We start from the raw sequence: 25,598 nt of genomic DNA, 5'->3' as shown, positions 1-25,598 counted from the left end.
AAAGACACTATAAGTAGTGTCTTTTAAATGTAAATAATCGTTGTAAACTCTAGTTATATTTCAACCGGCTCATCAACAGATTTTATAGTTGAATTAATAATAGACAAAGTAAGCGGATCGGTTTCTCCAGAGAAGAAAGCCTCCAAAATTTCCTGAAATATCGGATTTGCATTTTCTACCAATGAAAATAAAGTCATGCAAGAACGTAATTTTCGTGCATCTAAGTCACCAAAAATTCCATCAGCCGATTTCATCTTAAAGGTTAATAATAACTCTGAAATTTCAATCAAATGTTTTCCTAAAATAGGATGCTCCAAATAATCTGTAGCTTCTTTTAAATCATTAATGGCATAAAGATTTGCAGTATCACTTTTACCCAATCCTTTAATTTGAGGAAAAATAAACCACATCCAATGCGTCTCTTTTTTCCCCTTTCCGATTTCAGAAAGAGCAGTAAGATAAAGTTTGTTTTGCGCATCTAAGAAGCGCGCTAAATCGTTGTTTGAATAAGCCATTACGGTATTATATTTTTTTAAAAGGTTGCAAAAATAGTAAAAAAGGAAGGTTCAGCCTAATAAAACGTTCATACAATCAGTATTTTAACTTTTTTCGACAGAATTTTCCTCATAGGGATTGAGCTAATAAATCAGCTAGTTTTTAGTTCTGAATGTATTACGTATTACGTTGCGTTTGTCTGAATGTTAAATTTATTCTGGGCAAAACTTTACGTGCCGTTTTCGGAACATGGTGCTGCCAGAAACTATTCGTAGTTCCCGCCATTAGTAGAAAAGAACCATGATGAAGCGGAATTTCAACTAACGGAATATCCTTTCTAAATTTATGGCGAAGTTTAAACATTCGAGTTTCCCCAAAAGTCACAGAAGCTATAATCGGATCTTTACCAGATTTGTCTTCCCGATCGCTATGCCAGCCTACACCATCTTTCCCGTTTCGGTATAAATTTAACAGAAGACTGTTAAAATCAAGCTGAGTTTCTTTCTCCACGCGGCCTCTGATTTTTAACAATTCATACGTCCAGTCAGGTCCGTTTGGATCTGCTCCTTCGTTGTCTTTATCTTCATACCATGCAATCATTCTGGGAACAGTATAGGTTTTATCATAAATTTCCATTTCATATTCTCTCCATTTCGTTTTGCGCAGTATTCTTTCATAAAAAGAATCTGATTCTTCTTTGCTGAAGAAATTTTCAATCAGAATTAGTTCGCAATCCGGAAGATCAAATATTTTTTTACCTCCGTGTCCAGTGGTAAATAATTCGGTGTCGGTAAATAGTGTCATAATTTTGATTTTTACAGCTCTATTTTTCTCTAATTTGATTTTAGACTAAGAAATGTTTTTTAAAGAATACTTTTCTAGGATGCTTTTCTGCATAAGAAAAAATCAGTTGCTCAATGTATTGATTGCTTTTATAAGGCGTAACATAATTTTTTACGTCTGAAGGCTCATGAATCGAAACATCTGAAGGAAGATACCCCATCCCGTAAAAATGCCCATTTTCAATCCAAATGCAACTGCGTTCTTCTTTTGATTTTCCTTTGTCAATAATGGCAAAAGAAGGTCTATTATTCAATAGATAATCAATAGCATTATCGACTTGTGCATTATGCATTATAGCATCGGGCAGACTTTGCACATTATTATTGTAGAAAAATTCGCCATCCTCAGATTTTGAATATTTACAGAAACGATGATCGATTTCAAAACGTTCGGCAAGGTTTCGAAGTAAATTGATACCTTCATGCAAACTGCTGAATTCGTGAATACAAACCTGAAACTTACTTACTTTGCCAATGGCAAGATATTTATAGCCATTTCTAGCTTCGTATTGGTAAATTCCAAATTTGGCTTCAAAACGTTTTAAAGCTCTATTATAAGTTGGCCAAAGTTTTTTGATTTCGGTACATTCTAAAAGAAGCGCCATTAATTCGGTAGCGCAGATTTCAAAAGAAATTCCGTGAATATCTCTTAAAAAGTGCTGCCTCTGCGGATTTATATTGTTACCACTAAAATGAGATGCTACACGTTTCTTTACATTGATGGCTTTTCCAACATAAATCACTTTTTTTTGCTGATTATAAAAGTAATAGACACCTGGTTTTTCGGGTAAATTATTAAAGTCATCTGGTGGAAGATTAGGAGGTAAACGCTGATCTTGTGCTGTTTTTTTGATCATTTTCTCGATTTCTCCGGCGTCATCCCATTCTAATAAAAGCGAAAAAAGCAAAGCAGTAGCATCGGCATCTCCGCCGGCGCGGTGTCTGTTTTCTAAATTGATATTTAAAGAATTGCAAAGATTCCCTAAACTATAAGAACCCAATCCCGGTTTGATTTTTCTAGCTGCTCGAACGGTGCAAAGTTTTTTAGCAGACCATTTAAAACCTGACTGTTCCAATTGATGATGAACAAATGAATAATCGAAATTGACATTATGTGCAACGAAAATACGATCAGTAAGCATTTCCAAAACTTTTTCTGAAATATCATCAAAGATTGGCGCATTGGCTACCATTTCATTATTAATTCCTGTTAATCCAAAAATAGAAGGAGGAATGTCCTGTTGAGGATTTACAAGTGTTTCATAACGATCCAGCACATTTTTACCATCATGAATAATGATCGCAATTTCTGTAATGCGGCTGCCACTGGCATTTCCACCTGTGGTTTCAATATCGACTATAGCATATTCCGTATTTTTCATCTTTATATAACGTAAGTTGTTCTTTAGTTATTTAAAATTTAACACATAGATTTAAAATTAAAATTGGCAATCTCTACAAGCTAATAAACTATTTTTCTATGTGTTAAATCATTGTACTCATTTAAAATTTCATTCGGTGTCTCGGCAGATTAATTTCATGTCCTTGTGGATAAGGCGCACGATGCGTCAAACTCACATCTTCTTTTATCTGATTTTGTGTTCTGTATTGATCTTTAGAATCCATATAACGCGGATCTGGAATAAAAGGCATTTTTGCCATTTTGGTTATTGTGATAGTCGGAAAATGATAATCGACTTCGACATTTCCTAACAAAAGATAACAGCCTCCGCCCTGAAAAGGATATTTTTCCAGACTATCAGGAAAATGTGCCGTATCAAAATAAGTGCCTTCATGATCGATCCAAGTTCCAAAATACATGGTGCCTTTTTTTGTAGGGACGTGTTTTCTGGAAATCAAATAGGCCAGCATTCGAACCTGTTTTTTATGATATTGAACCAAATCTTTCGCCATCACATCACCGCGGTGTTTGGTTTGTAAAAGATCAAAAACAGTACATGAAACGGGGAAACTCAATAATTCGATTTCATCAAAAGCATCTTCAAAAACGGAACGTTCTAATTTTGGAAGTTTGTATTCTTTAACAGGTTCCTGCAGTAATTTTAAATCTCTATTTTTAGGTTTAAAATTATTCAACAGTAGACTGGCAGTGACCAAAAGCTGATTTTTTGTTTTGCCTGTAAAACGAAATGCGTCAATAAAAATCAGGGTTTTAACGCCTTCAATTCCAATTGGAATTCGGTTGATAAAATCTTCCAGAGAATTAAAATCACCTTTTTTATTTCGATCTTCTTCAATCAAATGAGCAATTTTAGATTCCAAACTTTGAATGTGCATGAAACCTAAATAAATATCGGTACCATACAAAGTCGTTTGATATTCGCTTTTGTTTACACACGGATTATGAATCGTTCCGCCAGACATTCTTGCTTCGTGTACATAAACTTCAGTTCTGTAAAATCCGCCCTGATTGTTGATTACCGCTGTCATGAATTCAACAGGATAATTAACTTTCAAGTACAAACTTTGATAACTTTCAACCGCATAAGAAGCTGAGTGTGCTTTGCAGAAAGAATATCCCGCAAAAGATTCGATCTGACGATAAATTTCCTGACTCAAAGTTTCGGGATGTCCTTTTTGAGCACAGCTCGCAAAGAAATTGTCTTTTACTTTCTGCAACGCTTCCAAAGATCTTCCTTTTCCCGACATGGCACGACGAAGAATATCACCGTCAGGAGCGGGAAGTCCGCCGTAATGCTGGGCGATTTTAATCACATCTTCCTGATAAACCATAATCCCGTAAGTTTCGCCAAGATGTTCCTTGAAAACTTCATGAAAATATTCAAACTGAGTTGGATTATTATGACGGAAAATATATTCTTTCATCATTCCCGATTGTGCTACTCCAGGACGAATAATAGACGACGCGGCAACAAGAATTTTATAGTTATCACAATTTAAACGGCGCAGTAAACCACGCATAGCAGGACTTTCGATATAAAAACAACCAATAGTATGTCCTTTTGCTAAATAAGAATTGCAAACAGCCTCGTCTTTAGAAATAGAAGTATCACGAATATTAACTTTTATGCCTCGATTTTTGGCAATCAGTTTTACGCTGTCATCAATATGGCCAATACCGCGCTGACTTAGAATATCGAATTTATCAAAACCAATTTCTTCGGCAATATGCATGTCAAAAAGTACGATTGGAAAACCTTTTGGAGGTATTTCCAGAGGCGTATAATTGGTAATTGGTTCTTCAGAAATCAAAATTCCACACGCATGCATGCTTCGTTGATTGGGATATTTTCCCATCATTTGTCCGTATTCCTGAACCAATTTTACAATTTTATTGGTTGGATGAAGTTCTTCTGGATTTTTTGCCAAAAGATCTAATTCTTCTTTCGGAAGACCAAAAACCTTTCCGACTTCTCTAAAAATAGAACGGTATTTAAATTCGACATTGGTACCGCAAAATGCCACATGATCTCTGCCGTATTTTTTGAAGATATATTCCAGAATTGTGTTGCGTTCTTGCCAGCTCCAATCAATATCAAAATCAGGTGGCGTTTTGCGGTTGAGGTTTAAAAAACGTTCAAAATAGAGATCGAGTTCAATAGGGCAGATATCGGTAATTCCGAGACAATAGGCAATGATGCTGTTGGCACCGCTTCCGCGACCAATATGCATAAAACCTTGGCTATTGCTATATTGAATAATATCCCAAGTAATTAAAAAATAACCGCTGAATTCTAATTCGTCAATAACTTTTAATTCTTTTTTTACTCGGGCTTTTGCTTCAATATTTTCGTTTCCGTAACGTTTTTCAAATCCTTCCCAAGCCAATTCGGTCAGTTTTTCTAAATCTTGCTGACGATTTTCAGTATAGAACTTTTTATTTCTTTTAGCCGAAAAATCATATTGAAAATTACAATCGTCAATGATACGTTTTGTATTTAAAATAATTTCAGGATATTTTTCATAGAATGGAAGAATCGATTCTACAGGTTTCATCACATCAGAAACTTTGCAATAATCTGCTTCTGTAAGTTTCGATAAAATAATATTCGTATCAATAGCACGAAGCACTTTATGCAGATTGTATTCTTTCTTATTTCTAAAGGTTACAGGCTGTAAAATCACCATTTTGGAGATTTTGTTTTTATGTTTTGAAGTCAAAAGACTCGAAACTTCTTCAGGGCGAACTCCGATAAATTCATTTTCAAAAAGTGTTTCAGGAGCATTTTCTAAAGTATAAATCACAAAAACCGACTCGAATTTTGGAGCACGTAAAGGCAAAGTTTCTCCGCTGAAATTATATTCCGTCAAGAATCTGTTCATTTCAGCTAAACCTTCCGCATTTTGCGCCAGACCAATATATCGGAATTCATGATTGCATCGAAATTCCATTCCAACCAAAGGTTTGATTCCTTTTTCCTGACACGCTTTTATGAAATCGTAAATTCCGGTAACGGTATTAATGTCAGTCAATGCCATTGCTTTAATATCATGCAAAACGGCTTCAGCAATCAATTCCTTAAGCGGAATTGTGCCGTAACGTAACGAATGATAAGAATGACAATTAAGGTACATTATTTTTTTCGTTTTAAAATTTCATCTTTAGTGTTTGGTTTAAAATGAGCTCCGGCACAACGCATTACGGCATCAAAACCATAACGGCTTTTCATTTTGTCCATCGCTTCATAAAGTGAAAGCATTTCCTGAGTATCTTCAAAAAGATCAATTTGATACGTTCCGCGTACCAATCCGCTGAAGCGAACACCAATCAAGCGCAGACGCATACGACGCTGATAGACTTTTTCAAAAAGTTCTATTACATTTTTAGTCAGAATATGATCGGCAGAGGTATAAGCTACTCTACATTGTTTGGTTTCGGTATCAAAATTGGCATAACGTATTTTAACCGTAACCGTTGAGGTTAGCCATTGTTCAGCACGAAGCTGGAAAGCCAGTTTTTCGACCATTCCTAATAATATTCTTCGCAGTTTTGCAAGATCGATAGTATCTTGTGAGAAAGTCGTTTCGGTCGAAATTGATTTTCTTTCGGTATAAGGTTCGACAGGCGTGTGGTCAATTCCGTGCGCTTTTTTCCAAAGTTCCAAACCATTTTTGCCAATCATTTGTTGTAAAACTTCAGCTGGCATTTCGGCCAAAGTTTGAATTTTGCGAACGCCAATTCGGGACAAAAGCTGAAAAGTAACTGCTCCAACCATTGGAATTTTCTGAATCGAAAGCGGATTTAAAAAATCTTGTACTTCTTGTTCCGGAATTTCGAGATTCCCGATAGGTTTGCCTTCACCGGTTGCAATTTTAGAAACCGTTTTATTGATGGATAATGAAAAACTAATAGGCAGTCCGGTTTCTTTAATGACTTTTTGAGCCAGTTCATTCGTCCATTTATAACTGCCGTGAAATTTATCCATTCCGGTAATGTCCATATAAAATTCATCGATGCTGGCTTTTTCTAAAACAGGTGCTTTTTCCTGAAGAATTTCGGTAACATCATGAGAAAGTTGCGAATATAATTCCATGTCGCCTTTCATCACTTTTGCGTCGGGACAAAGTTTTAACGCCATACGAATCGGCATCGCAGAACGGACTCCATATTTACGGGCTTCATACGAACAAGAGGCCACAACGCCACGGTCTCCGCCACCTATAATAAGCGGAATACCGTTAAGTTCAGAGTTGGTGCGTCTTTCACAGGATACAAAAAAGGTATCCAAATCCATATGTACAATTGCCCGTGCCATTTTTTCCTTTTGTTTTTGTATGAAACAAAATTAGTACAGGTGGTAACAATTTTTTGTATATTTGCTGTTCCAAATTATAACAAATTAATTATGTCCTTATTTTCAGACAACATCAGAGCACTAAGGGTTAAGCATAAAATATCACAAGAAAAATTAGCTGAAAACCTAAGTATTACAAGAGGAAGATACGTGAAATACGAAGACGGAACTTCGGAAGCACCGTATGACATTTTAAAGAAGATTGCATTATATTTTCATATGAGTATCGACTTGATATTATCTGTCGATATCCGTAAAATTGATGTGCAAAATTTGATAAAACTAGAAGGCAACCGACTTATTTTACCCATTCAAGTGGATAGTTTTGGAGAAAATTTTATTGAAATTGTATCTCAAAAAGCAAAAGCAGGTTACCTAAACGGATATGCCGACCCAGAATATATTGAAAGTTTACAGCAAATTACACTTCCGTTTTTAGGCCCTGGAAAACACCGCGGATTTCCCGTTGAAGGCGATTCAATGCCTCCGCACGAAGATGGTTCGATTATTATTGGCCGTTACGTAGAAAAGCTAGGAGAGGTGATGGACGGCAAAACCTATATTCTGATTACTAAAAGTGAAGGAATGGTGTATAAACGTCTCAATAAAAACAAAAAAAACAGTTTGGTCTTAGAGTCTGATAACAGCTTTTATCCGAATTATGAAGTGAAGGCTTCTGATATTCTCGAGATTTGGGAATACGAATGTAATATCGGCCGCTCGGATAAAAAACAAGAAACAACGGAAACTGGAGAGATGAAAGATTTACTTTTAGAATTGAAAAGGGAAGTTCGAGAGATTAAGAATAATACTTCGAATACTTAAGGTTCATTAACTATAGAAATTAAAAATAATGATATTTATTGTTTATACAGGCACAGTAAGTTTTATAACAAGAACAGAATTAACACTTGCAGAGTGGGATAAACGATTTCATAGGTTTTTAAGAGTAATTGGTTTTATTAGTGATGAAGAATTTCTTGATGAGCTACGATTTTCATATCGTGTTGATGAAAAGACTGTTAAGGATATTAATGAAATAATCAGTAAAAAGAGTTTTGTCAGTATTAGAATTACAAACAAAGCTTTTGAAGGCTTTCGATATGCTGAAAATTATTTAGATTTTACGGCTATAAAAGGACAGATTTTATATTTTGAAGATTGGAATTTTGTATTTCGAATATTTAATGAAGAATATTTTCTTTGGTGTTTTTTAGGCGGAATAGCAGATGTCCAAAGAGAAATTAAATTAAGCGAAGAACACGTCAAAAGATATAAAGAAATAGGTTTGGCACAAATAGATTATTTGATTGATAATTTGCAAAAAATGGATTCAATCGAATATAAAAAAGCAATTGCCGAAAATAGAAAATTACTTTAAACCGATATTTTAATGAACATCCAAAAAGCTAAAATAGAAGATCATATCCGTTTAACAGAAATTACCAAAAAGTCAAAAGCGTATTGGGGATATTCGGATGAGCAAATGGAGAAATGGAATAATAATCTAACAATCAAAATAGATTATATAGAAACAAATTCTGTTTTTAATTTGATTGATGAAAATCAGATTATAGGCTATTATTCTTATTTAAGATTGGAAAACAATCAGGTAAAACTAGACAACTTATTTATTTTGCCTGAATATATAGGAAAAGGATTTGGTTCTTTCTTAATGAATGATTTTTTGGAAAGAATGCGAAATGAAAAATATCAAAAAATCATTTTAGATTCAGAACCAAATGCCGAACAATTTTACCAGAAAATTGGATTTAGAAAAATCGGAGAATTTGAAACTTCAATAAAAAATAGATTCATGCCGATTATGGAAATGAAGCTATAATTTTGAAGAAAAAATCCGCCACGAATTCACGAATTATTTTAAATTAAAATTCGTGGCTAATAAATTTACATAAAGCCATTCAAAAATCCTTTTAAACTGTGCAATCCGTAGCTTTAAAAAACTTTGCTACTTAGTGTCTTTGTGGCAAAAAAAATCTAAAAAACTTTAGCAAATCCCAAACCATATTGCTGTCCATTATAGAAAGGCATTATCATAGAAGTCGATTTATTTTCGGCTGATGATTTGAATAGTTTTTTTGTGATATACGGATTAATCCAATAAGCAATTTTGGTACTCAAAATTCCGATTCCCGCTCCGGCAGCGACATCGGTTAGCCAATGGCGATTGTTGTAGATTCTAAAAAGTCCTGTTCCAGTTGCAACGGCGTAACCTGCAATTCCGTACCAAATCGATTTGTCTTTGTATTCTTGATATAAAAATTCGGCTCCGGCAAAAGCAGTTGCAGTATGCCCAGAAGGAAAAGAATTATTAGAACTTCCATCTGGTCTTTCTTCATGCACAATCGATTTTAAGCTTAAAACCGTTGTTGCCATAATGATATACGAAGTTGCAAATATGACCGAACGATCACGCATGTTATTTTTTCCTTCTACTCCAAAAGCATTCAAAGCATAAACAGAGGCAGCAGGTGCATATTGAGAGAAGTCATCAATAGTAATTTTGTTGTCAATATCCTCAGTAACCTCATTTTGGATTTGATGATTAAAACTTAGGAGCTGATCATTTCCAATTCCAATTATGCCATAACCAATTAAAACCGATGGAATAATTAGCTGTTTGTAATTGAATTTCAAATGATTTGACGTACTGTCAATTTTTGCAATAGAATCATTTTGCTGCGCAATGGCAGAAAAGAATCCGAAAAAAAATAGAAGGAAAATCGCTTTGTAGAACATTTTTGTGGCTGTTATATTTTACAAATTAACGAATGTTTTGAACCTAGTATTTTGTGCTTAATTGAACCTTAAGCGAACTTTAATTTGTTGGGTTTAAATAAGGTAATTGGATTAAGATTGGCTAAATAAGAGCCTTATTTTATTTTCCTTTTTTCAGGATTTTGACGATTGTCCCAAAAAGATAATATTTCTATTTGATTGTTATTAATTTCATAAAAAATCAAATAAATTTTCATTGGAATAACACGAGTGATTTTATTAGAAGTAAGTCTTCCAATAAACTCATTATTAGAAAGAGTTTCTAATAAATCTTCAACTTCTTCAAGAATTTTTAAGCTGTAATCAGAATTTCCATTCCTGAAAACATAAAACTCAAGAACATTTGAAAATTCAAGTTTAGCAAGATCAGACCAGATTATTTCTTTTTTAGCCATTCTCTCATCTCTGAAATTACATCTTCATTTTTATGAAATTCGCCATTTTTTATCTGATTTCGGCTTGTTTCGATAGAAGATTGTTGTTCAGCATTTAATTCATATAATGACTGTTCTGAAGAATCAAAAATAGTTTGAAGTGCTTTCAAAAAATTCATGTCTTTAGAATCTCTAATTCTGGAGATCAAATTTTCTTTTATTTGCGCTGTCATGTCCATATCAAATTCTTTTTAATACTCAAAATTAAAGATTTATTTTCAAAATACTGTTAAATAATTTATACTTTCAACGAAAACCAAAACGTACTTCCCAATCCCAAATTACTCTCAACACCAACACTTCCATTTTGTGCTTCAATAAATTCTTTGCTGATTGCTAAACCTAATCCTGTTCCAGATTTCTGACTTCCTGGAACTTGAAAATATTTATCGAAAACCTTGTCTTTATATCTTGTGTCAATTCCTTTTCCGGTGTCGATAACTTGAAAAACCATTTGACTATTTTCTTCTTTTAATTTAATGAGAACCGTACTTTTTTCAGACGAATATCTGATGGCATTAGATAAATAATTAATTAAAACCCAGCCTGTTTTTTCGGCATCGGCTTTTACATTTTTGAGGTTTTCATCGGCATCAACAACTAACTGAATCTTTTTTTGATCTGCCTGAACCTTTACTGCTTCAACAGCATATTTCACAATTTCGTGAGGATTGCTTTTTCCAATATTCAACTGAATATTTCCAGTTTCCAATTGCGATAAATTCAGTAATTCGCCTGTAATTTTCAATAAGCGCTGACTGTCATCTTTTATGCTTTCAACCAGTTGTTTCTGATCGTCATTCATATCGCCCGTTTTTCCATTTTCAAGCAATTGGAGACTTAATTTTATAGAAGCAATCGGCGTTTTTAATTCGTGTGAAACGGTGGCAATGAAATTCGTTTTAGCAAAATCCAATTCTTTAAAAAGCGTAATATTTCGTAAAATAATTACGTCACCAATATTAATTTCTTTTTCTTCGCCAGTTGGCGTTATGGTTATGTTGTGAATCTCTTTTTCGAAATAACTCTCTTTTCCGTGAGCGAAAATTTTGAGAGGCTGTTTTTTCGGAGTTTCACTTTCTTTTAGAATTAAAGAACGAATTAAATCATTAGAAACCGCCAATTCAGCAGCGGGTTTTCCAATAATATCTTCGGATTTTAGACCAATAATTTTCAGCGCTTCATCATTCACAAACAAAACAATTCCTTCGTTATCCAAACCAATAATGGGATCATTCATATTATTGATTAGGGTTTCCAGTCTTTTTTTCTCAAAAAGAAGTTTATAAACATTGCTATCATGATATTCTTCAAGTTTTTGCGCCATCGTATTGAATGATTTTGCAAGATCACCAAATTCGCTATGGCTCGTAAAATGAACTCTTTCAGAATAATTTTTATTCGCAATTTCTTTAATACTCAGCGTTAATTCTCTAATCGGGTTGGCAATATTATTAGGCAGATTGACCAATAAATTAAAAGCAATCAGAAAGCATAAAGTTCCTACAATGGCAATCGACAAATTGGCTGTTTCAGCCGAATGTTTGGCAATATCGCTTTTCTGTTTTATGGCATCCAGATTTAGTTTCATAATCGCAAAAATATCCTGACGAATCTGTATTTTTATAGTTTCGTTAGAATTGTTTTTGGACAGAAGAGCAAAACTCGTTTTAAGTTTTTCAGTAGCTTGTTTTTCGCCTGGTTCAGTAATATTTTGAGTCTGTTTTTCGAGATTTTCCTCAAAACTCTGAATCGTTTCTGTTGAACCCGATTTCATTCCATCCAAAGCAAAAATCATATTTCTAGAATATTCCAAAGTATTGTAATTGGATTTCAGAATATTCTCGGTGTCCTGCTTAATCAGAAAAACAGAATAAGCACTCACTAACGAAAGAATGATGATCATTAAAAATAATAATCCAACACCCAGATTCAATTTGGTTTTAATTCTCATATTTTATTTTTTGTGTGAAATGTTGTTTGTAAAAGGTGAAATGAAAAACAACATCTTACATCTCACATAAAACATTTTACGATAATATCACAAGATCAACATTAGATAAAGACAGTTTGTTTAGCAAACGCCTAAAAATTGTTGTAGACAAAATTACTTTAAACAAATTAAAATGTGGTTTTCCGATGCACACAGTTGTAATTTGTTTTTCTTCTACTGTTTTCAAAATAGCATCTGTAATATTTGAATCTTCCAATTTAATAACCTCCGCGCCTAATTGCACGGCGAGTTTAAAGTTATTAATTAAATGTCTTTGTTTGTCTAGTGCAATTTTATTACTACTTTCTTTGGGAGTTTCAACATATAAAACATACCAAGAACCATTATAATAGCTTGCTAATCTTGCTGCTTTTCTAATTATAATTTTGGCTGTTTTTTCATTACTGCTAATGCAAGCCAATAATTTTTCATGTCTTAAAGCATGAAGATTAGGAACTTCATTTTCAACTTTTCGAACCACCTGACTTGCTACTTCTTTCAAAGCCAATTCTCGAAGCTGTAAAATCTGTTCCGATTTAAAAAAGTTCGTCAAAGCCGTCTGAATTTTATCCGGAGTATAAATTTTTCCTTCTTTCAGACGTGCAATCAAATCTTCTGAAGTTAAATCAATATTGACGACTTCATCTGCCAATCGCAAAACATTATCCGGAATACGTTCTTGAACATCAATGTTTGTAATACGTTTTACGTCTTCATTTAAACTCTCAATATGTTGAATATTCACAGCCGAAATCACATTAATTCCAGCTTCCAGAATTTCTAGAACATCCTGCCAGCGTTTTTCATTTTTGCTTCCTTCAACATTCGTGTGTGCCAGTTCATCTACAATAACCACTTCCGGCCGAAGGTTGATAATTGCCTGAACATCGAGTTCTTCCAATTCTTTTCCTTTATAAAAAATAGTCCGTCTTGGAATAATCGGCAAACCTGCTAATAATTCATGCGTTTCCTTTCGCATGTGCGTTTCGATGTAGCCAATTTTCACATCGATTCCGTTTTTCAATAACGAATGCGCTTCCTGAAGCATACGAAAAGTTTTGCCCACACCGGCGCTCATACCAATGTAGATTTTAAACTTCCCTTTTCGTGATTTCTGAATTAAATCGAGAAAGTGTTGTGCGTTATTATTTTCGTTTTCCATATTTTTTGCTTTAAGCGATAAGCTTTAGGCTTTAGGCAGTATAACTTTAAAAAGCTTACTGCTTAAAGCCTATAGCCTAAAGCTAAAATGAAATCGCCAGCGAAGTCGTTACAAACGTATTCGTATCCGTTGGGAGATTGTCTTTATTGGCGAAGATTTCGTCTTTACTTGAAAGATTTCTTGCTTCAATTCTAAACATAACATTATCAGTAACTAAGTAATCAAAGTTAGCTGAAAATCCGTAAGTTTTAAAACCATTTGGCGTTTCCGTTGCTACGATCACACCTTTTTCGTCACTATAATATTCACCTCGCACGGCAAGCTGAATCTTATCAACTGGTTTGTATTGCAGAATCAAAACGGGCGAAAACCAAGTATCGTATTTGTTACTATATTTAGCCGATTGCTGAGATCCAATATCAAAACCAGCTGTAATATTTGTCTTTTCCGTTACTTTAAATTGTCCGTAAAAGTTGTTGAAATAACGCCATTTTTTATCAATATCCGGCTGTTCATTTCCAACATAAGTACTCCAGTTCAAAGCAACCCGATCAGACGGTTTGTACGTAACCTGAGTTCCAAAAGCAGGCGTTTGATTCCCTTCTACTTTTTCAATTCTCTGCCAGCCGTTTAAGTACATTCCGGCTAAATACCATTCTCCATATTCAGAAGTGTAACCAATTTTAACTCCCGTTTCGTAATAAGGAGAATTCTCAGCCAGAATACTTCGAGTTAAAGTCTGACAGTCTTTTCCAATCGCACTCTCAAAACCAATATGCGAAGGCATAATTCCCGCATCAATCCATAAATTATGGTTTTTCGAAATCTTTACACCAACATTCGCTTCGTAAACATTTTTCAATAAACCTTGTTCGGCAGACATATTATACTCGGCATAAGTTCCCGCCATCAATGCAAAATTTCCTCGAATATTTTCTTTCGAATAATTCACTTTCGCCATGCCTAAATTCAGGTTTACCTCGTTGCTTTTATTATAACTGTAAAAAAAGTTTGGCCGAGTATGATTTTCTGGTTTTCCGAAATCATAACTGTAATAAGCGTCAACATATCCCGAAAATGTCAATGGACTTTTAGATTCTTCTTGTGCTTGTAAATTGCTAAAACCAAAAGCGATTAAAGCAGTAAGTATTATTTTTTTCATTTTTGTGGTATTCAATTATTTATTAGTAGATTTTTTAGGAGCTAATCCCGCTATCCGTTTCAATCTTTTCCTGGTCTCGTTTTTTTAAACGAGACCAGAAAAAGGATTTCCACTACTATCGGGGCTAGGGCATTTGGGGTAAAAAGGCGTTTTCGTTTCCTGCAAGGTTTCCAAAACCTTGTAGGTATTTAATTTTTTAAGTTTTGATTCAACGTCTCGTTTTGTCATTTCGACGTAAGGAGAAATCTTCGTTGCTAGATCGACACAGATTGACATTCTTTACGGAGCTTCTTGCGAAGATTTCTCCTTCGTCAAAATGACAAGAATGCGCATAGAAAACCTTAGAACCTTAGCGACTCAGAACCTCAGAACCTTTTCTAGCGAAGCGCATCCAAAGCCACATTCAATTCCAAAACATTAACTGTTTCCGGACCAACGACAGCCGTATTAATTTTAGATTCCACCAAAGCTTTTACTTTAGCTTCAGCTAAATTTCTTTCTTTAGCAATTCGTTTCACCTGAATCAAAGCCCCTTGCGGAGAAATATTCGGATCTAAACCACTTCCAGAAGCCGTAACCATATCCGACGAAATATCAGATTTTTTCAAGTACGGATGAACCAATAAAAGTGTATCAATTCTTTTTTGAACCAGAGCCAAATAATCAGGATTGCTTGGACCTTTGTTGCTTCCCGCACTTCCCGACGCGTTATAATCAACAGCCGAAGGTCTTCCCCAGAAATAATTCGACTTATCGAATTTCTGACCAATTTTTTGATATCCAACGACTTTTCCGTTAACCGAAATAGTTTCTCCTTTTCCTTGATTTGGAGCCATTTGTGCGATTCCGTAAATCGCTAAAGGATAAATAACTGCGAACAAGATTAAAGTAGCCACAGTAAGTTTTATTATAGAAAATAGATTTTTCATTTTTTTGAAGATTCTAAGGGACTAAGTTGCTAAGGTTCTAAGTTTTTTTTTCTTAGAATTTAGCAATTCAGAACCAATGTTTTTATTTGAGTTCTGTAAACCCGACAGGTTTTAAAAACCTGTCGGGTTTAATTTTTTACATGAAGAGTGCAACAATCACGTCAATCAGTTTGATTCCGATAAAAGGAACAATCAATCCACCAAGACCATAAATCAAAAGGTTTCTTTTTAAGATTGCACTTGCTCCAATTGGACGATAATCAACGCCTTTCAGTGCAAGCGGAATCAATATCGGAATGATAATCGCGTTGAAAATTACAGCCGATAAAATCGCGCTTTCTGGACTATGCAAATGCATGATATTCAAACCTTGAAGCGCAGGAATCGCAGTAATAAAAAGTGCCGGAACAATAGCAAAATATTTCGCAACGTCATTTGCAATAGAAAAAGTAGTTAAAGTTCCTCGAGTCATTAAAAGCTGTTTTCCAATTTCAACAATCTCAATTAGTTTCGTTGGATCATTGTCAAGATCGACCATGTTTCCGGCTTCTTTTGCCGCTTGAGTTCCGCTGTTCATCGCAACACCAACATTCGCTTGGGCAAGGGCAGGAGCATCATTTGTTCCGTCACCCATCATGGCAACCAATCTTCCTTCAGCTTGTTCTTTTCTGATGTAGTTCATTTTATCTTCAGGTTTAGCCTCGGCAATAAAATCATCAACACCAGCAGCTTCGGCAATAAATTTGGCCGTAAGCGGATTATCACCCGTAACCATTACCGTTTTAATACCCATTCTGCGTAAACGCTCAAAACGCTCTTTCATTCCGGTTTTGATAATATCCTGAAGTTCAATAACACCTTGAACTTCATTGTTTTTAATTACTACTAATGGAGTTCCTCCGTTCGATGAAATAGTGATTACTTGTTGCGCAGTATCTTCAGGGAAAGAATTTCCGGCTTGCTGTGCAATATTCTTCGCAGCATCCTGAGCACCTTTTCTAATGTTTGTTCCGTCTTTTAATACGACACCAGAAGTTCTGGTTTCTGCAGTAAATTTTATACTGTGTGAGATGTTTTCTGTAAGAAGTGAAATGTCTGACTGCATTTTACTATTTACATCTAACGTTTTACCAAGTTCGAGAATACTTTTCCCTTCCGGAGTATCATCTGCAAGCGAACTCAACACAGCCGATTTAACGAAATCATCAAAAGAGATTCCTTTTGTTGGATAAAAATTGGTTGCTTTTCTGTTTCCAATTGTAATAGTTCCAGTTTTATCCAAAAGCAAAACATCAATATCCCCAGCTGTTTCAACCGCTTTACCCGATTTTGTAATCACATTAGCTCGTAAAGCTCTGTCCATTCCCGCAATCCCAATCGCAGAAAGCAATCCTCCAATTGTAGTTGGAATCAAACAAACGAACAAAGCAATGAAAGCCGCAATCGTGATGGGTGCGTTGGCATAGTCGGCAAACGGTTTTAGCGTAACGCACACAATCACGAAAATTAAAGTAAATGCGGCTAATAAAATGGTTAAGGCGATTTCGTTTGGTGTTTTCTGACGGCTCGCACCTTCAACCAAAGCAATCATTTTATCTAAAAAACTTTCGCCAGGTTCAGAAGTTACTTTTACTTTAATTTTATCAGATAATACTTTTGTCCCTCCAGTTACAGATGATTTATCTCCGCCAGCTTCCCGAATTACAGGAGCACTTTCTCCGGTAATGGCACTTTCGTCGATTGTAGCCAGACCTTCGATAATTTCACCATCGGCAGCAATTAAATCGCCAGCTTCACAAACGAAAATATCATCTTTTTTTAATGCTGAAGAACTTATGTTTTTAATTTCTCCGTTAGGCATAATTTGTCTTGCAGGAGTTTCTTCTCTTGTTTTTCTTAAACTGTCGGCTTGTGCTTTTCCTCTCGCTTCGGCAATAGCTTCGGCAAAATTGGCAAATAAAAGTGTAGCCAGTAAAATTAAAAATACAATTAAGTTATAAGTAAAACTTCCTTGGTCATTTGCGCCCATTAAGATCGAAACGCAGACAGCAAACATAATTGCGGTTCCAATTTCTACGGTAAACATTACCGGATTTTTGATCATCATTTTGGGATTCAGTTTGACAAAAGACTGCACTAAGGCTTCTTTTACCTGTTTACTTTCAAACAATGATGTGGATTTATTAGTTGTCATTTTTCTTTGTGTAAAATGTTAAATGTAAAATGTGAAATTTCCTACTTTTGTAAATAATTATTTTAAATATGAAACCACACAAAAAATTGAATTCTTGGATTAAAAGTTTTGAATTCGTTAAAGAAATTTATTTAGCTACAAGACAATTCCCTTCGGAGGAAAAGTTTGGAATTACTTCACAAATCCGCAGAGCTTCTGTTTCTGTACCTGTTAATATTGCCGAAGGAGCAGCAAGAAAAGGAACAAAAGAGTTTATCCATTTTTTGCATATTTCTCTAGGTTCTTTATCAGAACTCGATACTTTAATTTTATTGAGCAAGGAGTTAGATTTTTTCAATGAAAAAGAATGTGAACAATTGATTGAAAAATTAGATATCATAGGGAAACTTATTTATGGATTAATCAAGAATCTTGAAGCACGTTTATGATTTGTTTTTTGTGAGATGTTAAAAGTGAGATGTAAGCTGTTATTATGAGAGTTAATTTGATTTCTTTTTTTACATCTCACTTTTCACAAATCACATTTTACATACCAAAATACTCTGCTAAAGGCCCAAGTGCCAGCGCTGGGAAGAATGATAAAGCAGCAATAATTGCGATTACGGCAAAAGTCATGATTCCGAAAATTGAGGTATCCGTTTTTAAAGTTCCTGCACTCTCTGGAATGTATTTTTTACCTGCCAATAAACCTGCAATTGCCAATGGACCAATGATTGGAATAAAACGACTTAGCAACAATACAATTCCAGTTGTAATATTCCAAAACGGATTATTATCTCCCAAACCTTCAAAACCAGAACCATTGTTAGCGGCGCTCGAAGTATATTCGTATAACATTTCAGAAAATCCGTGATTACCAGGATTATTTAACCAGCCAGTTGCATTTCCGTTAAACCAATAACCCATTGCAGTATCATGCGCAGCAAAATATGACGCTAAAGCAGTTCCTGCTAAAATCAATAAAGGATGAAGAATGGCGATAAAAGCCGCAATTTTAACTTCCCGCGCTTCGATTTTCTTGCCTAAAAATTCGGGAGTTCGACCAACCATTAATCCCGAGATAAATACAGCCAGAATAATGAAAATGTAGTAGTTCAAAATACCAACACCGCATCCGCCATAAAAGGCATTTACCATCATCGATAATAATTGCATAGCACCAGAAATAGGCATAGAACTATCGTGCATACTATTTACAGAACCTGTAGAAATTACCGTTGTAGCAATACTCCAGAATCCTGAAATTGCTGGGCCAAACCGAACTTCTTTTCCTTCCATCGCTCCGGTTGCTTGTGCGATACCCATTTTTTCGATGGCAGGATTTCCGTTGATTTCACTCATAACGGTTGGAACAACCAAGAGTAAAAATCCAACTGTCATTACACCAAAAATAATATTGGATAATTTTCTTTTGTTGAGGTAAAATCCAAGAGCAAAAATCATCGCAAACGGAATAATCATTTGGGCCCAAAGTTCAACTCCGTTAGTAAAATAAGTTGGGTTTTCTAATGGATGTGAGGAGTTGGCTCCAAAAAAACCACCACCATTTGTACCAATATGTTTAATCGCAATAAACGCTGCTGCTGGTCCGCGAGAAACTTCTACGTGATCACCTTGTAGTGTTGTAATGGCATCTTTACCTTCAAAAGTCATCGGAGTTCCGCTAAATACTAGTGCGATAGCCACAATTACTGAAAGCGGCAATAAAATACGAGTACAGCTTTTGATGAAATAATTATAAAAATTACCCAGTTTTTCTGTTGTTCTTTCTTTCATTGCTGTAAAAATCATGGCGGCCGCAGCCATTCCGATACCGGCAGAAACAAATTGAAGGAACATCAAGACGATTTGCGAAAGGTAAGAAACCCCACTTTCGCCTGAATAATGTTGTAAGTTACAATTGACTAAAAATGAAATAGCAGTGTTAAATGCCAGATCTGGCGTCATTGAAGGGTTGTTATCTGGATTAAGAGGTAAAGAACCCTGAAACAATAAGACAAAAAAGCAAAGAAAGAACCAAACCATATTGATACTCAAAAGTGCTTTTAAGTGTTGCTTCCAGTTCATTTCTTCAGCCGAATTAATACCGCTGATTTTAAAAATAAATTTTTCAATTGGATTGAAAATCGGGTCAAAAAGAGTTTTATCTCCTAAATAAACTTTAGCAATATATTTTCCTAAAGGAATCGCTAAAACAATAGTTACGATAAAAATACCAATGACGCCTAATAATTCTGTGTTCATAATTTTTATATTTTTTAGTGAAAAATGAGAGGTGATTTGTAAAATGAGTTGATGAATAAAATTTGCGTTTACATTTCACTTAAAGCATTTCACTTTTTACATGATTTAAAATTTTTCGGGTTTGATTAGTACATAAATCAAATACACGAAAACGGCGATTGAAATGATAAATAGTGTAGTCATGATTTAGATTTTTTCAAAGAATTCAATTGACAGAAAACAAATGGCAAACAGCACAACAGCTAATGCGAGTAAAAGAAAAGTGATCATAGGATAATTATTTTAGATTTTAGATTTTAGATTTGTAAATTGTAATTTGTGAAAAGTGATCAGTACATCTCACATCTCACAAACAACATTTCACATTAAACTCCCGAAGCATTAACCTGCTTAATATATTCCGCTTTAAGAGTTTGAGGGAAAAGATGTGAAATATTGCAGTTACGCATTTCCATAAAAGACGAAACCGAAAAAACGTATACGTTAGAAATTGCATTTTTAGTTTCGATGCTTCCAGTTATAAACAAACGTTCGGCAAGAGCTAGACATTTTTTCGCTCTGACGATATTTCCAGAAATAATAGATTTTTTGGTTATCTCAGCAAACCGTTCGGCTTGTTTGTAGATTGAGGTTACTTGATTTTTCATTTGGAATGAATTTTTAATGTTCTCTCTCCTTATGCCAAAATATGTTCCGAAATAATCAGGTTATGTGTAAAGTGTTGTGAATAAAAGGAATGTAGCTTTGTGCCAAAAATTAGGCATAAAAAAAGCCTATCATTTTGATAAGCTTTTCTCGTTTTGATATGTTATTTAAGCTTCGGAGAAGCGACATGTTTATAGAAAATAATGAAACCATGTTTATCAGAACCCCAGCGGGGTGACATATTTTTTTAGATTGTGTGGGTGCCACTCCGCTGGAGCTTTTAATAAATGCGGTTAAATTATGTTATAAATATGTCGCTTCTCTGAAGCTTTGAAAATTGATTTTTTGTAATTGTTATTGAATCCCATATTCCTCTAGCTTTCTATATAAGGTAGCAATCCCAATTTCTAATAATCGTGCCGTTTCAGCTTTATTTCCTTTTGTATAATTTAAAACTTTCTGAATATGCAATTTCTCAACACTCTGCATCGAGAAAGCCGACATGGGTTTTGAATTATTTTCAGTCTGATGTTGCATTTCATACGGCAGAACATCCGAAGTCAAAATATCTCCATTGCTCAAAATAACCGATCTTTCGATTACATTTTTAAGTTCACGAATATTTCCTGGCCAAGAATAGTTTTCCAGTTTTTGTAAAAAGTCATCTGCAATCTGTAATGCCTTTTTATTCGTTTTTTCAGAAAATTGCTTCACGTAATAATTGGCCAATAGCGGAATATCTTTAATTCTTTCTCTTAAAGAAGGCAGTTTAATTTCGAAGATATTCAAACGGAAATACAAATCAGAACGGAAACGATGTTCGTCGCTTTCTGTTTTTAAATCTCGGTTTGTAGCTGCAATTAATCTGAAATTTGATTTTTTAGGAGTCGTATCTCCAACTGGAATATATTCGCTTGTTTCTAAAACCCGCAATAATTTGGCTTGAAGATCAATTGGCATTTCACCAATTTCATCCAGAAATAAAGTTCCGCCGTTTGCTTCTTCAATAAAACCTTTTTTATCTTTTACAGCTCCCGTAAAAGCGCCTTGTTTATGACCAAAAAGTTCGCTTTCTAAAATTTCTTTTGTGAAAGTACTGCAGTTTAATGCCACAAAAGATTTCCCTGCACGATTACTGTTTTCATGAATTGCTTGTGCAAAAACTTCTTTTCCCGTTCCAGTTTCTCCCATAAGTAAAACAGTCGAATCGGTTTTGGCTACTTTTTGAGCCAAATCAATAACTTGTTCAATTCCTTTTGATTTTCCAATAATGGTATTGAAAGAATATTTATCATTGATTCGTTTTTCAAGCTGTTGAACTTTTTTCTGCAATTGTACTTTTTCTACGGCTTTATAAAGAAGCGGAATAATTTTATCGTTATCGTCGCCTTTTACAATATAATCGAAAGCACCATTTTTCATTGCTTGAACGCCGTCTGGAATATTTCCAAAAGCAGTCAGCAGAATAACTTCTGTCAAAGGAAAACTTCCTTTTATATTCTGAAGAAAATCAACACCATTTCCATCCGGCAGTTTTACATCACACAAAACGACGTCAATTTCGGTTTGTTCCAATTTCTTAAAACCCGATTTTAAATCTTTGGTTTCAAAAACTTCAAATCCTTCTGATTTTATAATTCTCGCTAGCAGACTTCTCAGTTTTTCTTCGTCGTCTATAATTAAAATTTTGTGTGTCATTTTGCAGATAAGCTAAAACCGAATTGGTGTTTTGATGTACAAATTTAGGCTTAAAATCTGTTCTCTTTTTTGATTCAGAACAAATTATTTTTAAGGACAGGATCAGTTTTAAAATATTTTTTCAAAAAGAAATGTACTTTTAGATCGTAAAAGAACCACTAAAATTTATGTCAAAACGAATTCTACTTATTATCGCTGCCGTGATCTTTGGAAGCTTTAATGGTTTTTCAAACGGAATTATTCAAAAAGATTCTTCAAAATCAAAAACGATTTCATTCAAAATAAAATTAAAATCGGAAGAAAAAGTCAAAATTAAAGTTACTCCTTTAAAATACAACAAACATTTCGCTTATAGTTTTACGCTCGATGATGGATATCGGTCAGCATACTTAACTGCATTTCCGTTATTGAATGGCGGAAAAATCAGTAATCCAGATAAAAACGAATGGAAAATTGATCAAGGCGGAGACGGAACAACTTCAAGTGGTCTTTATTATTCGGACGGATTTGGAAATAAAATTCCGTTTAAATTGGCATTGGCTATTAATGGTGGCGCAATTCGAGATTTGCCAGAAAATCGTGGGCATCTTTCCTGGCCTGAAATCAAAGAAATGTATAACGCCGGTTGGGATATTTTAAACCATGGTTTTCATCATGCAACAAAACACGGAACAAATTATTTGGCTGAGGTAACCGAAAATACAACCTCAATAAAACAGAATCTTGATTTTGCAATGTCGCATTTTGTAGTTCCAGGTGGAGAAGGTGATGAGAAATATTATTTGGAATATGAAAAAGAGGCTTTGGCCAATGGAAATTTATCTGTTGCTTCTTATTACGGTGTAGGACCCGTTTTTAAAGTGGATTCAAAAATAGATTTAGATAAAATGATTTCTGCTCGAACTTTTGTTCAGAGTTCAAATGATACAATCACTTTTAAAACCATGGATCGTTATCTAAAAACTTTAGATTCGATTGTAAAACAGCCAAATCCAATTTGGTTTAACGAATTCACGCACGGAACGGGAAATACAAACTTGTGGAATTTAAGCATGCGTTTTCCAGATTTCAAATATTATATGACAACGCTTGCCAACAAATACGGAGAAAAAGGAAACGATTCTATTTGGATGGCGTCATGGCAAGAAGTTTACGAATATATTTGGTTAAGAGACCGAATAAAAATAGATTACAAGCAAAAAGGAAAAGATGTAGAAGTGAAAATTGTAATTCCTGAAATTCCTGAAGTATTTAGATATCGTGAAATTTCACTACTGATTGATGCTTCTTCAAAATTTGAAATAGAATCTGGCAAAGATTTAATTATTAAAGATGATGGTAAAACAAACCATAAACTAATTCATCTGAAATTGAAACAATAAACATTTGTAGCTACAAATATTATAATTCTATTAACATTAGAAAACAAAAGGCATTCGCATAAATGAGTTAATTTTGCATTTTAGCCTTAATTTATATGAAAAACCCAATTTCAGTCTCAATATTAGAGCTTGCGATTATCACTGAAGATAGTAATGCAACAGAAACATTCCAAAAAACAAAAGACATTGCGCAATTAGCCGATAAATTAGGATACAAAAGAATTTGGCTGGCAGAACATCACAATATGGCACACGTTGCAAGTACAGCGACGGTTGTTTTAATTGGATATGTAGCAAGTCAAACCCAGAATATTCGTGTAGGTTCTGGCGGAATCATGCTTCCAAATCATTCACCTTTGGTAGTAGCAGAACAATTTGGAACACTAGAAACTCTTTACCCCAACCGAATTGATTTAGGTTTAGGAAGAGCTCCAGGAACAGATCAGCCAACTGCTGAAGCGATTCGAAAAGACTTTTTCGAACAAGCACAGCGATTTCCGCAAAATGTAAGCAAGCTTCAAGAATACTTTTCATCTGAAAATGCTACAGGAAAAGTTCGTGCATTTCCAGCCGAAGGATTAAATGTGCCAATCTGGATTTTAGGGTCAAGTATGGACAGTGCTGCTTTAGCGGCGGCTTATGGATTGCCTTATGCTTTTGCAGGACACTTTGCGCCAAAACTAATGATCCAGGCATTTGAATTTTACAGAGAAAATTTCCAACCATCGGAGTATTTAGACAAACCCAAAACAATGGCGTGTGTAAATATCATCGCAGCAGATACAAATGAGGAAGCAGAATTACTATCTACAAGTTTGTATCAAATGTTCCTAAACCTAATTAGAAATGATCGCAAAGGTTTGCAGCCTCCTGTTTCGTCATTAGATGATATTATGAACGAAGCAGAACGTTTTCATGTGAATCAAATGACAGCAGGAACTTTTACAGGGAACAAAGAACAGCTAGTAGCCGATTTGAGAAAGTTTATTGACTATGCCCGAATTGACGAACTAATGGTGACAAGTCCAATCTTCGATCATCAGGCCAAGTTAAAAAGCATTCAAATTACCAAAGAGGTAATAGATGCTTTGAATGAATAAATAAGTATTATATATAGTATAGTTTTTTCTCTCTATTATATATAAGAATAATTCTTATTTCGAACCCGATAGTTTTTTAAAATCTGTCGGGTTTATTTTTTATAGATATATATAAGGAGAAAAACTCGATTGTTCTGCTAAGCACAGCTGTAGCGTTTTTGAATTGTAATGTGCCTTAATAAGGAGCTATTTCCCGCTATGCGCTTCAATCTTTTGCTTTTTAAAGAAAAAAGCAAAAGGATTTCCGCTCCTATCGGGGCTAGGGGCATCGGTTTTCAGAAGAAATGATGCGGGATGGAGATGAATCCTAAGCAGAATAGAGCCCAAAAAGGGAAAACTTGGCGCCTTTGCGCCTTTGCGGGATCAGAAAATGCATTTTAAGGAAGCCTTGAACCCTGTCTTTTTTCCGGAAAAGAGTGGGTAAAGCCTAAAAACCCGATAAAATCTGCAGATGAAAACGTCCCAAAATCATGAAAACCGCGGCGCAGTTCAGAAAAAAGCTACGGAGAGGCAAAAAACTTCGGACTGTAAAGCGTCTGTTATCAGCGCGTTAAGAAAAAAGGCGAAAAAAGATCAAAAAAACCCGGTAAAAAAGCTTGGAAAAGCGGAAAAAGGTTCTACTTTTGCACCCGCAACAGCGAAGGCGTTCATCGAAATACCGGCATGAAGGAAGGATCTGAAGAAAAGAAATTTTCAGAAAAAAAAGATTCGGAAAAGCTTGCGGGATTCGGAAATGCTTTCT

The 25,598-nt window shown here is 34.7% G+C and carries 24 protein-coding genes; 7 read left to right on the top strand and 17 right to left on the bottom strand.

Going from position 1 to position 25,598, the window contains the following annotated elements:
• Nucleotides 1–53: 53 nt before the first annotated feature.
• From AAYQ05_RS08640 to dinB, 5 genes are all read right to left on the bottom strand, one after another.
• A complete protein-coding gene (locus tag AAYQ05_RS08640; protein WP_177210625.1) occupies nucleotides 54–515 on the bottom strand; it encodes a DUF1810 domain-containing protein in 462 nt (153 codons plus the stop codon).
• A gap of 157 nt (nucleotides 516–672) precedes the next feature.
• Entirely contained in the window at nucleotides 673–1,299 is a 627-nt protein-coding gene (locus tag AAYQ05_RS08635) for an alpha-ketoglutarate-dependent dioxygenase AlkB family protein (protein ID WP_177210624.1), read from the bottom strand.
• Between the two features lie 40 nt (nucleotides 1,300–1,339).
• Nucleotides 1,340–2,719, bottom strand: coding sequence for an exonuclease domain-containing protein (locus tag AAYQ05_RS08630; protein ID WP_343542682.1), 1,380 nt, complete (start codon nucleotides 2,717–2,719; stop codon nucleotides 1,340–1,342).
• A gap of 121 nt (nucleotides 2,720–2,840) precedes the next feature.
• Complete coding sequence (locus tag AAYQ05_RS08625) at nucleotides 2,841–5,894, bottom strand: DNA polymerase III subunit alpha (RefSeq protein WP_343542681.1); 3,054 nt, start codon at nucleotides 5,892–5,894, stop codon at nucleotides 2,841–2,843.
• On the bottom strand, nucleotides 5,894–7,075 hold the full coding sequence (gene dinB / locus AAYQ05_RS08620) for a DNA polymerase IV (RefSeq protein ID WP_343542680.1): 1,182 nt from the start codon (nucleotides 7,073–7,075) through the stop codon (nucleotides 5,894–5,896). Before dinB ends, AAYQ05_RS08625 begins: the two co-directional genes overlap by 1 nt.
• Before the next feature lie 90 nt (nucleotides 7,076–7,165).
• Here dinB and AAYQ05_RS08615 point away from each other — a divergent pair, with 90 nt between their 5' ends.
• Genes AAYQ05_RS08615 through AAYQ05_RS08605 form a run of 3 tightly spaced genes read left to right on the top strand, consistent with a single transcriptional unit; the run spans nucleotide 7,166 to nucleotide 8,957 of the window.
• Nucleotides 7,166–7,939, top strand: coding sequence for an XRE family transcriptional regulator (locus AAYQ05_RS08615; protein ID WP_132989572.1), 774 nt, complete (start codon nucleotides 7,166–7,168; stop codon nucleotides 7,937–7,939).
• 28 nt (nucleotides 7,940–7,967) lie between these two features.
• Nucleotides 7,968–8,495 (top strand): hypothetical protein, encoded by a 528-nt coding sequence (locus AAYQ05_RS08610; protein WP_343542675.1) that lies wholly within the window; start codon nucleotides 7,968–7,970, stop codon nucleotides 8,493–8,495.
• Nucleotides 8,496–8,507: 12 nt separating this feature from the next.
• Nucleotides 8,508–8,957, top strand: coding sequence for a GNAT family N-acetyltransferase (locus AAYQ05_RS08605; RefSeq protein ID WP_343542673.1), 450 nt, complete (start codon nucleotides 8,508–8,510; stop codon nucleotides 8,955–8,957).
• A 155-nt stretch (nucleotides 8,958–9,112) separates the two neighbouring features.
• On the opposite strand, the gene AAYQ05_RS08600 is transcribed toward AAYQ05_RS08605, so the two are convergent.
• From AAYQ05_RS08600 to kdpB, 8 genes are all read right to left on the bottom strand, one after another.
• Nucleotides 9,113–9,874: a phosphatase PAP2 family protein gene (locus AAYQ05_RS08600; RefSeq protein WP_343542671.1), complete on the bottom strand. Its 762-nt coding sequence runs from the start codon at nucleotides 9,872–9,874 to the stop codon at nucleotides 9,113–9,115.
• Between the two features lie 134 nt (nucleotides 9,875–10,008).
• Entirely contained in the window at nucleotides 10,009–10,308 is a 300-nt protein-coding gene (locus AAYQ05_RS08595) for a type II toxin-antitoxin system RelE/ParE family toxin (RefSeq protein ID WP_343542669.1), read from the bottom strand.
• Nucleotides 10,290–10,526 (bottom strand): hypothetical protein, encoded by a 237-nt coding sequence (locus AAYQ05_RS08590; RefSeq protein WP_111376112.1) that lies wholly within the window; start codon nucleotides 10,524–10,526, stop codon nucleotides 10,290–10,292. The genes AAYQ05_RS08595 and AAYQ05_RS08590 overlap by 19 nt, the downstream gene beginning before the upstream one ends.
• A gap of 59 nt (nucleotides 10,527–10,585) precedes the next feature.
• Complete coding sequence (locus tag AAYQ05_RS08585; RefSeq protein WP_343542663.1) at nucleotides 10,586–12,301, bottom strand: sensor histidine kinase; 1,716 nt, start codon at nucleotides 12,299–12,301, stop codon at nucleotides 10,586–10,588.
• Between the two features lie 76 nt (nucleotides 12,302–12,377).
• Complete coding sequence (locus AAYQ05_RS08580) at nucleotides 12,378–13,502, bottom strand: sensor protein KdpD (RefSeq protein WP_343542662.1); 1,125 nt, start codon at nucleotides 13,500–13,502, stop codon at nucleotides 12,378–12,380.
• Nucleotides 13,503–13,584: 82 nt separating this feature from the next.
• On the bottom strand, nucleotides 13,585–14,664 hold the full coding sequence (locus AAYQ05_RS08575) for a porin (protein ID WP_343542659.1): 1,080 nt from the start codon (nucleotides 14,662–14,664) through the stop codon (nucleotides 13,585–13,587).
• A gap of 377 nt (nucleotides 14,665–15,041) precedes the next feature.
• Nucleotides 15,042–15,593, bottom strand: a complete 552-nt coding sequence (locus AAYQ05_RS08570) for a K(+)-transporting ATPase subunit C (RefSeq protein ID WP_343542656.1) — start codon at nucleotides 15,591–15,593, stop codon at nucleotides 15,042–15,044.
• 136 nt (nucleotides 15,594–15,729) lie between these two features.
• Nucleotides 15,730–17,787 carry a potassium-transporting ATPase subunit KdpB gene (kdpB, locus tag AAYQ05_RS08565; protein WP_343542655.1) on the bottom strand — a complete coding sequence of 686 codons (2,058 nt, stop codon included), beginning with the start codon at nucleotides 17,785–17,787 and terminating at the stop codon, nucleotides 15,730–15,732.
• 68 nt (nucleotides 17,788–17,855) lie between these two features.
• Here kdpB and AAYQ05_RS08560 point away from each other — a divergent pair, with 68 nt between their 5' ends.
• Nucleotides 17,856–18,215: a four helix bundle protein gene (locus AAYQ05_RS08560; protein ID WP_095928794.1), complete on the top strand. Its 360-nt coding sequence runs from the start codon at nucleotides 17,856–17,858 to the stop codon at nucleotides 18,213–18,215.
• Nucleotides 18,216–18,312: 97 nt separating this feature from the next.
• On the opposite strand, the gene kdpA is transcribed toward AAYQ05_RS08560, so the two are convergent.
• From kdpA to AAYQ05_RS08540, 4 genes are all read right to left on the bottom strand, one after another.
• A complete protein-coding gene (kdpA, locus tag AAYQ05_RS08555) occupies nucleotides 18,313–20,031 on the bottom strand; it encodes a potassium-transporting ATPase subunit KdpA (protein ID WP_343542653.1) in 1,719 nt (572 codons plus the stop codon).
• A gap of 105 nt (nucleotides 20,032–20,136) precedes the next feature.
• On the bottom strand, nucleotides 20,137–20,214 hold the full coding sequence (gene kdpF, locus AAYQ05_RS08550) for a K(+)-transporting ATPase subunit F (RefSeq protein WP_343543137.1): 78 nt from the start codon (nucleotides 20,212–20,214) through the stop codon (nucleotides 20,137–20,139).
• 182 nt (nucleotides 20,215–20,396) lie between these two features.
• Nucleotides 20,397–20,678 (bottom strand): DUF7674 family protein, encoded by a 282-nt coding sequence (locus AAYQ05_RS08545; protein ID WP_343542651.1) that lies wholly within the window; start codon nucleotides 20,676–20,678, stop codon nucleotides 20,397–20,399.
• 352 nt (nucleotides 20,679–21,030) lie between these two features.
• On the bottom strand, nucleotides 21,031–22,374 hold the full coding sequence (locus tag AAYQ05_RS08540) for a sigma-54-dependent transcriptional regulator (protein ID WP_343542650.1): 1,344 nt from the start codon (nucleotides 22,372–22,374) through the stop codon (nucleotides 21,031–21,033).
• Nucleotides 22,375–22,541: 167 nt separating this feature from the next.
• On the opposite strand from AAYQ05_RS08540, the gene AAYQ05_RS08535 reads away from it, so the two are divergent.
• The 3 genes from AAYQ05_RS08535 (at nucleotide 22,542) to AAYQ05_RS08525 (ending at nucleotide 25,523) form a co-directional block, all read left to right on the top strand.
• Nucleotides 22,542–23,756, top strand: a complete 1,215-nt coding sequence (locus tag AAYQ05_RS08535) for a polysaccharide deacetylase family protein (protein ID WP_343542648.1) — start codon at nucleotides 22,542–22,544, stop codon at nucleotides 23,754–23,756.
• 95 nt (nucleotides 23,757–23,851) lie between these two features.
• Nucleotides 23,852–24,856, top strand: coding sequence for an LLM class flavin-dependent oxidoreductase (locus tag AAYQ05_RS08530; RefSeq protein ID WP_343542646.1), 1,005 nt, complete (start codon nucleotides 23,852–23,854; stop codon nucleotides 24,854–24,856).
• 451 nt (nucleotides 24,857–25,307) lie between these two features.
• A complete protein-coding gene (locus AAYQ05_RS08525) occupies nucleotides 25,308–25,523 on the top strand; it encodes a hypothetical protein (RefSeq protein WP_343542645.1) in 216 nt (71 codons plus the stop codon).
• The last annotated feature ends 75 nt before the right edge of the window (nucleotides 25,524–25,598 follow it).

It is taken from the genome of Flavobacterium movens, assembly GCF_039581425.1.
GTDB classification, from domain to species: Bacteria; Bacteroidota; Bacteroidia; order Flavobacteriales; family Flavobacteriaceae; genus Flavobacterium; species Flavobacterium luteolum.
The sequence above is the reverse complement of the archived record's forward strand: the minus strand, read 5'-3'. Positions and strand labels throughout refer to the sequence as shown.

Bases quoted from the DNA above. Each gene is read 5' to 3' on its own strand.
- kdpF (WP_343543137.1), bottom strand. From the start codon at position 20,214: ATGACTACACTATTTATCATTTCAATCGCCGTTTTCGTGTATTTGATT.
- AAYQ05_RS08605 (WP_343542673.1), top strand. From the start codon at position 8,508: ATGAACATCCAAAAAGCTAAAATAGAAGATCATATCCGTTTAACAGAA.
- AAYQ05_RS08560 (WP_095928794.1), top strand. From the start codon at position 17,856: ATGAAACCACACAAAAAATTGAATTCTTGGATTAAAAGTTTTGAATTC.
- AAYQ05_RS08635 (WP_177210624.1), bottom strand. From the start codon at position 1,299: ATGACACTATTTACCGACACCGAATTATTTACCACTGGACACGGAGGT.
- AAYQ05_RS08595 (WP_343542669.1), bottom strand. From the start codon at position 10,308: ATGGCTAAAAAAGAAATAATCTGGTCTGATCTTGCTAAACTTGAATTT.
- AAYQ05_RS08640 (WP_177210625.1), bottom strand. From the start codon at position 515: ATGGCTTATTCAAACAACGATTTAGCGCGCTTCTTAGATGCGCAAAAC.
- AAYQ05_RS08625 (WP_343542681.1), bottom strand. From the start codon at position 5,894: ATGTACCTTAATTGTCATTCTTATCATTCGTTACGTTACGGCACAATT.
- AAYQ05_RS08610 (WP_343542675.1), top strand. From the start codon at position 7,968: ATGATATTTATTGTTTATACAGGCACAGTAAGTTTTATAACAAGAACA.
- dinB (WP_343542680.1), bottom strand. From the start codon at position 7,075: ATGGCACGGGCAATTGTACATATGGATTTGGATACCTTTTTTGTATCC.
- AAYQ05_RS08585 (WP_343542663.1), bottom strand. From the start codon at position 12,301: ATGAGAATTAAAACCAAATTGAATCTGGGTGTTGGATTATTATTTTTA.
- AAYQ05_RS08525 (WP_343542645.1), top strand. From the start codon at position 25,308: ATGAAAACGTCCCAAAATCATGAAAACCGCGGCGCAGTTCAGAAAAAA.
- kdpA (WP_343542653.1), bottom strand. From the start codon at position 20,031: ATGAACACAGAATTATTAGGCGTCATTGGTATTTTTATCGTAACTATT.
- AAYQ05_RS08615 (WP_132989572.1), top strand. From the start codon at position 7,166: ATGTCCTTATTTTCAGACAACATCAGAGCACTAAGGGTTAAGCATAAA.
- AAYQ05_RS08570 (WP_343542656.1), bottom strand. From the start codon at position 15,593: ATGAAAAATCTATTTTCTATAATAAAACTTACTGTGGCTACTTTAATC.
- AAYQ05_RS08545 (WP_343542651.1), bottom strand. From the start codon at position 20,678: ATGAAAAATCAAGTAACCTCAATCTACAAACAAGCCGAACGGTTTGCT.
- AAYQ05_RS08630 (WP_343542682.1), bottom strand. From the start codon at position 2,719: ATGAAAAATACGGAATATGCTATAGTCGATATTGAAACCACAGGTGGA.
- kdpB (WP_343542655.1), bottom strand. From the start codon at position 17,787: ATGACAACTAATAAATCCACATCATTGTTTGAAAGTAAACAGGTAAAA.
- AAYQ05_RS08535 (WP_343542648.1), top strand. From the start codon at position 22,542: ATGTCAAAACGAATTCTACTTATTATCGCTGCCGTGATCTTTGGAAGC.
- AAYQ05_RS08575 (WP_343542659.1), bottom strand. From the start codon at position 14,664: ATGAAAAAAATAATACTTACTGCTTTAATCGCTTTTGGTTTTAGCAAT.
- AAYQ05_RS08530 (WP_343542646.1), top strand. From the start codon at position 23,852: ATGAAAAACCCAATTTCAGTCTCAATATTAGAGCTTGCGATTATCACT.
- AAYQ05_RS08580 (WP_343542662.1), bottom strand. From the start codon at position 13,502: ATGGAAAACGAAAATAATAACGCACAACACTTTCTCGATTTAATTCAG.
- AAYQ05_RS08600 (WP_343542671.1), bottom strand. From the start codon at position 9,874: ATGTTCTACAAAGCGATTTTCCTTCTATTTTTTTTCGGATTCTTTTCT.
- AAYQ05_RS08590 (WP_111376112.1), bottom strand. From the start codon at position 10,526: ATGGACATGACAGCGCAAATAAAAGAAAATTTGATCTCCAGAATTAGA.
- AAYQ05_RS08540 (WP_343542650.1), bottom strand. From the start codon at position 22,374: ATGACACACAAAATTTTAATTATAGACGACGAAGAAAAACTGAGAAGT.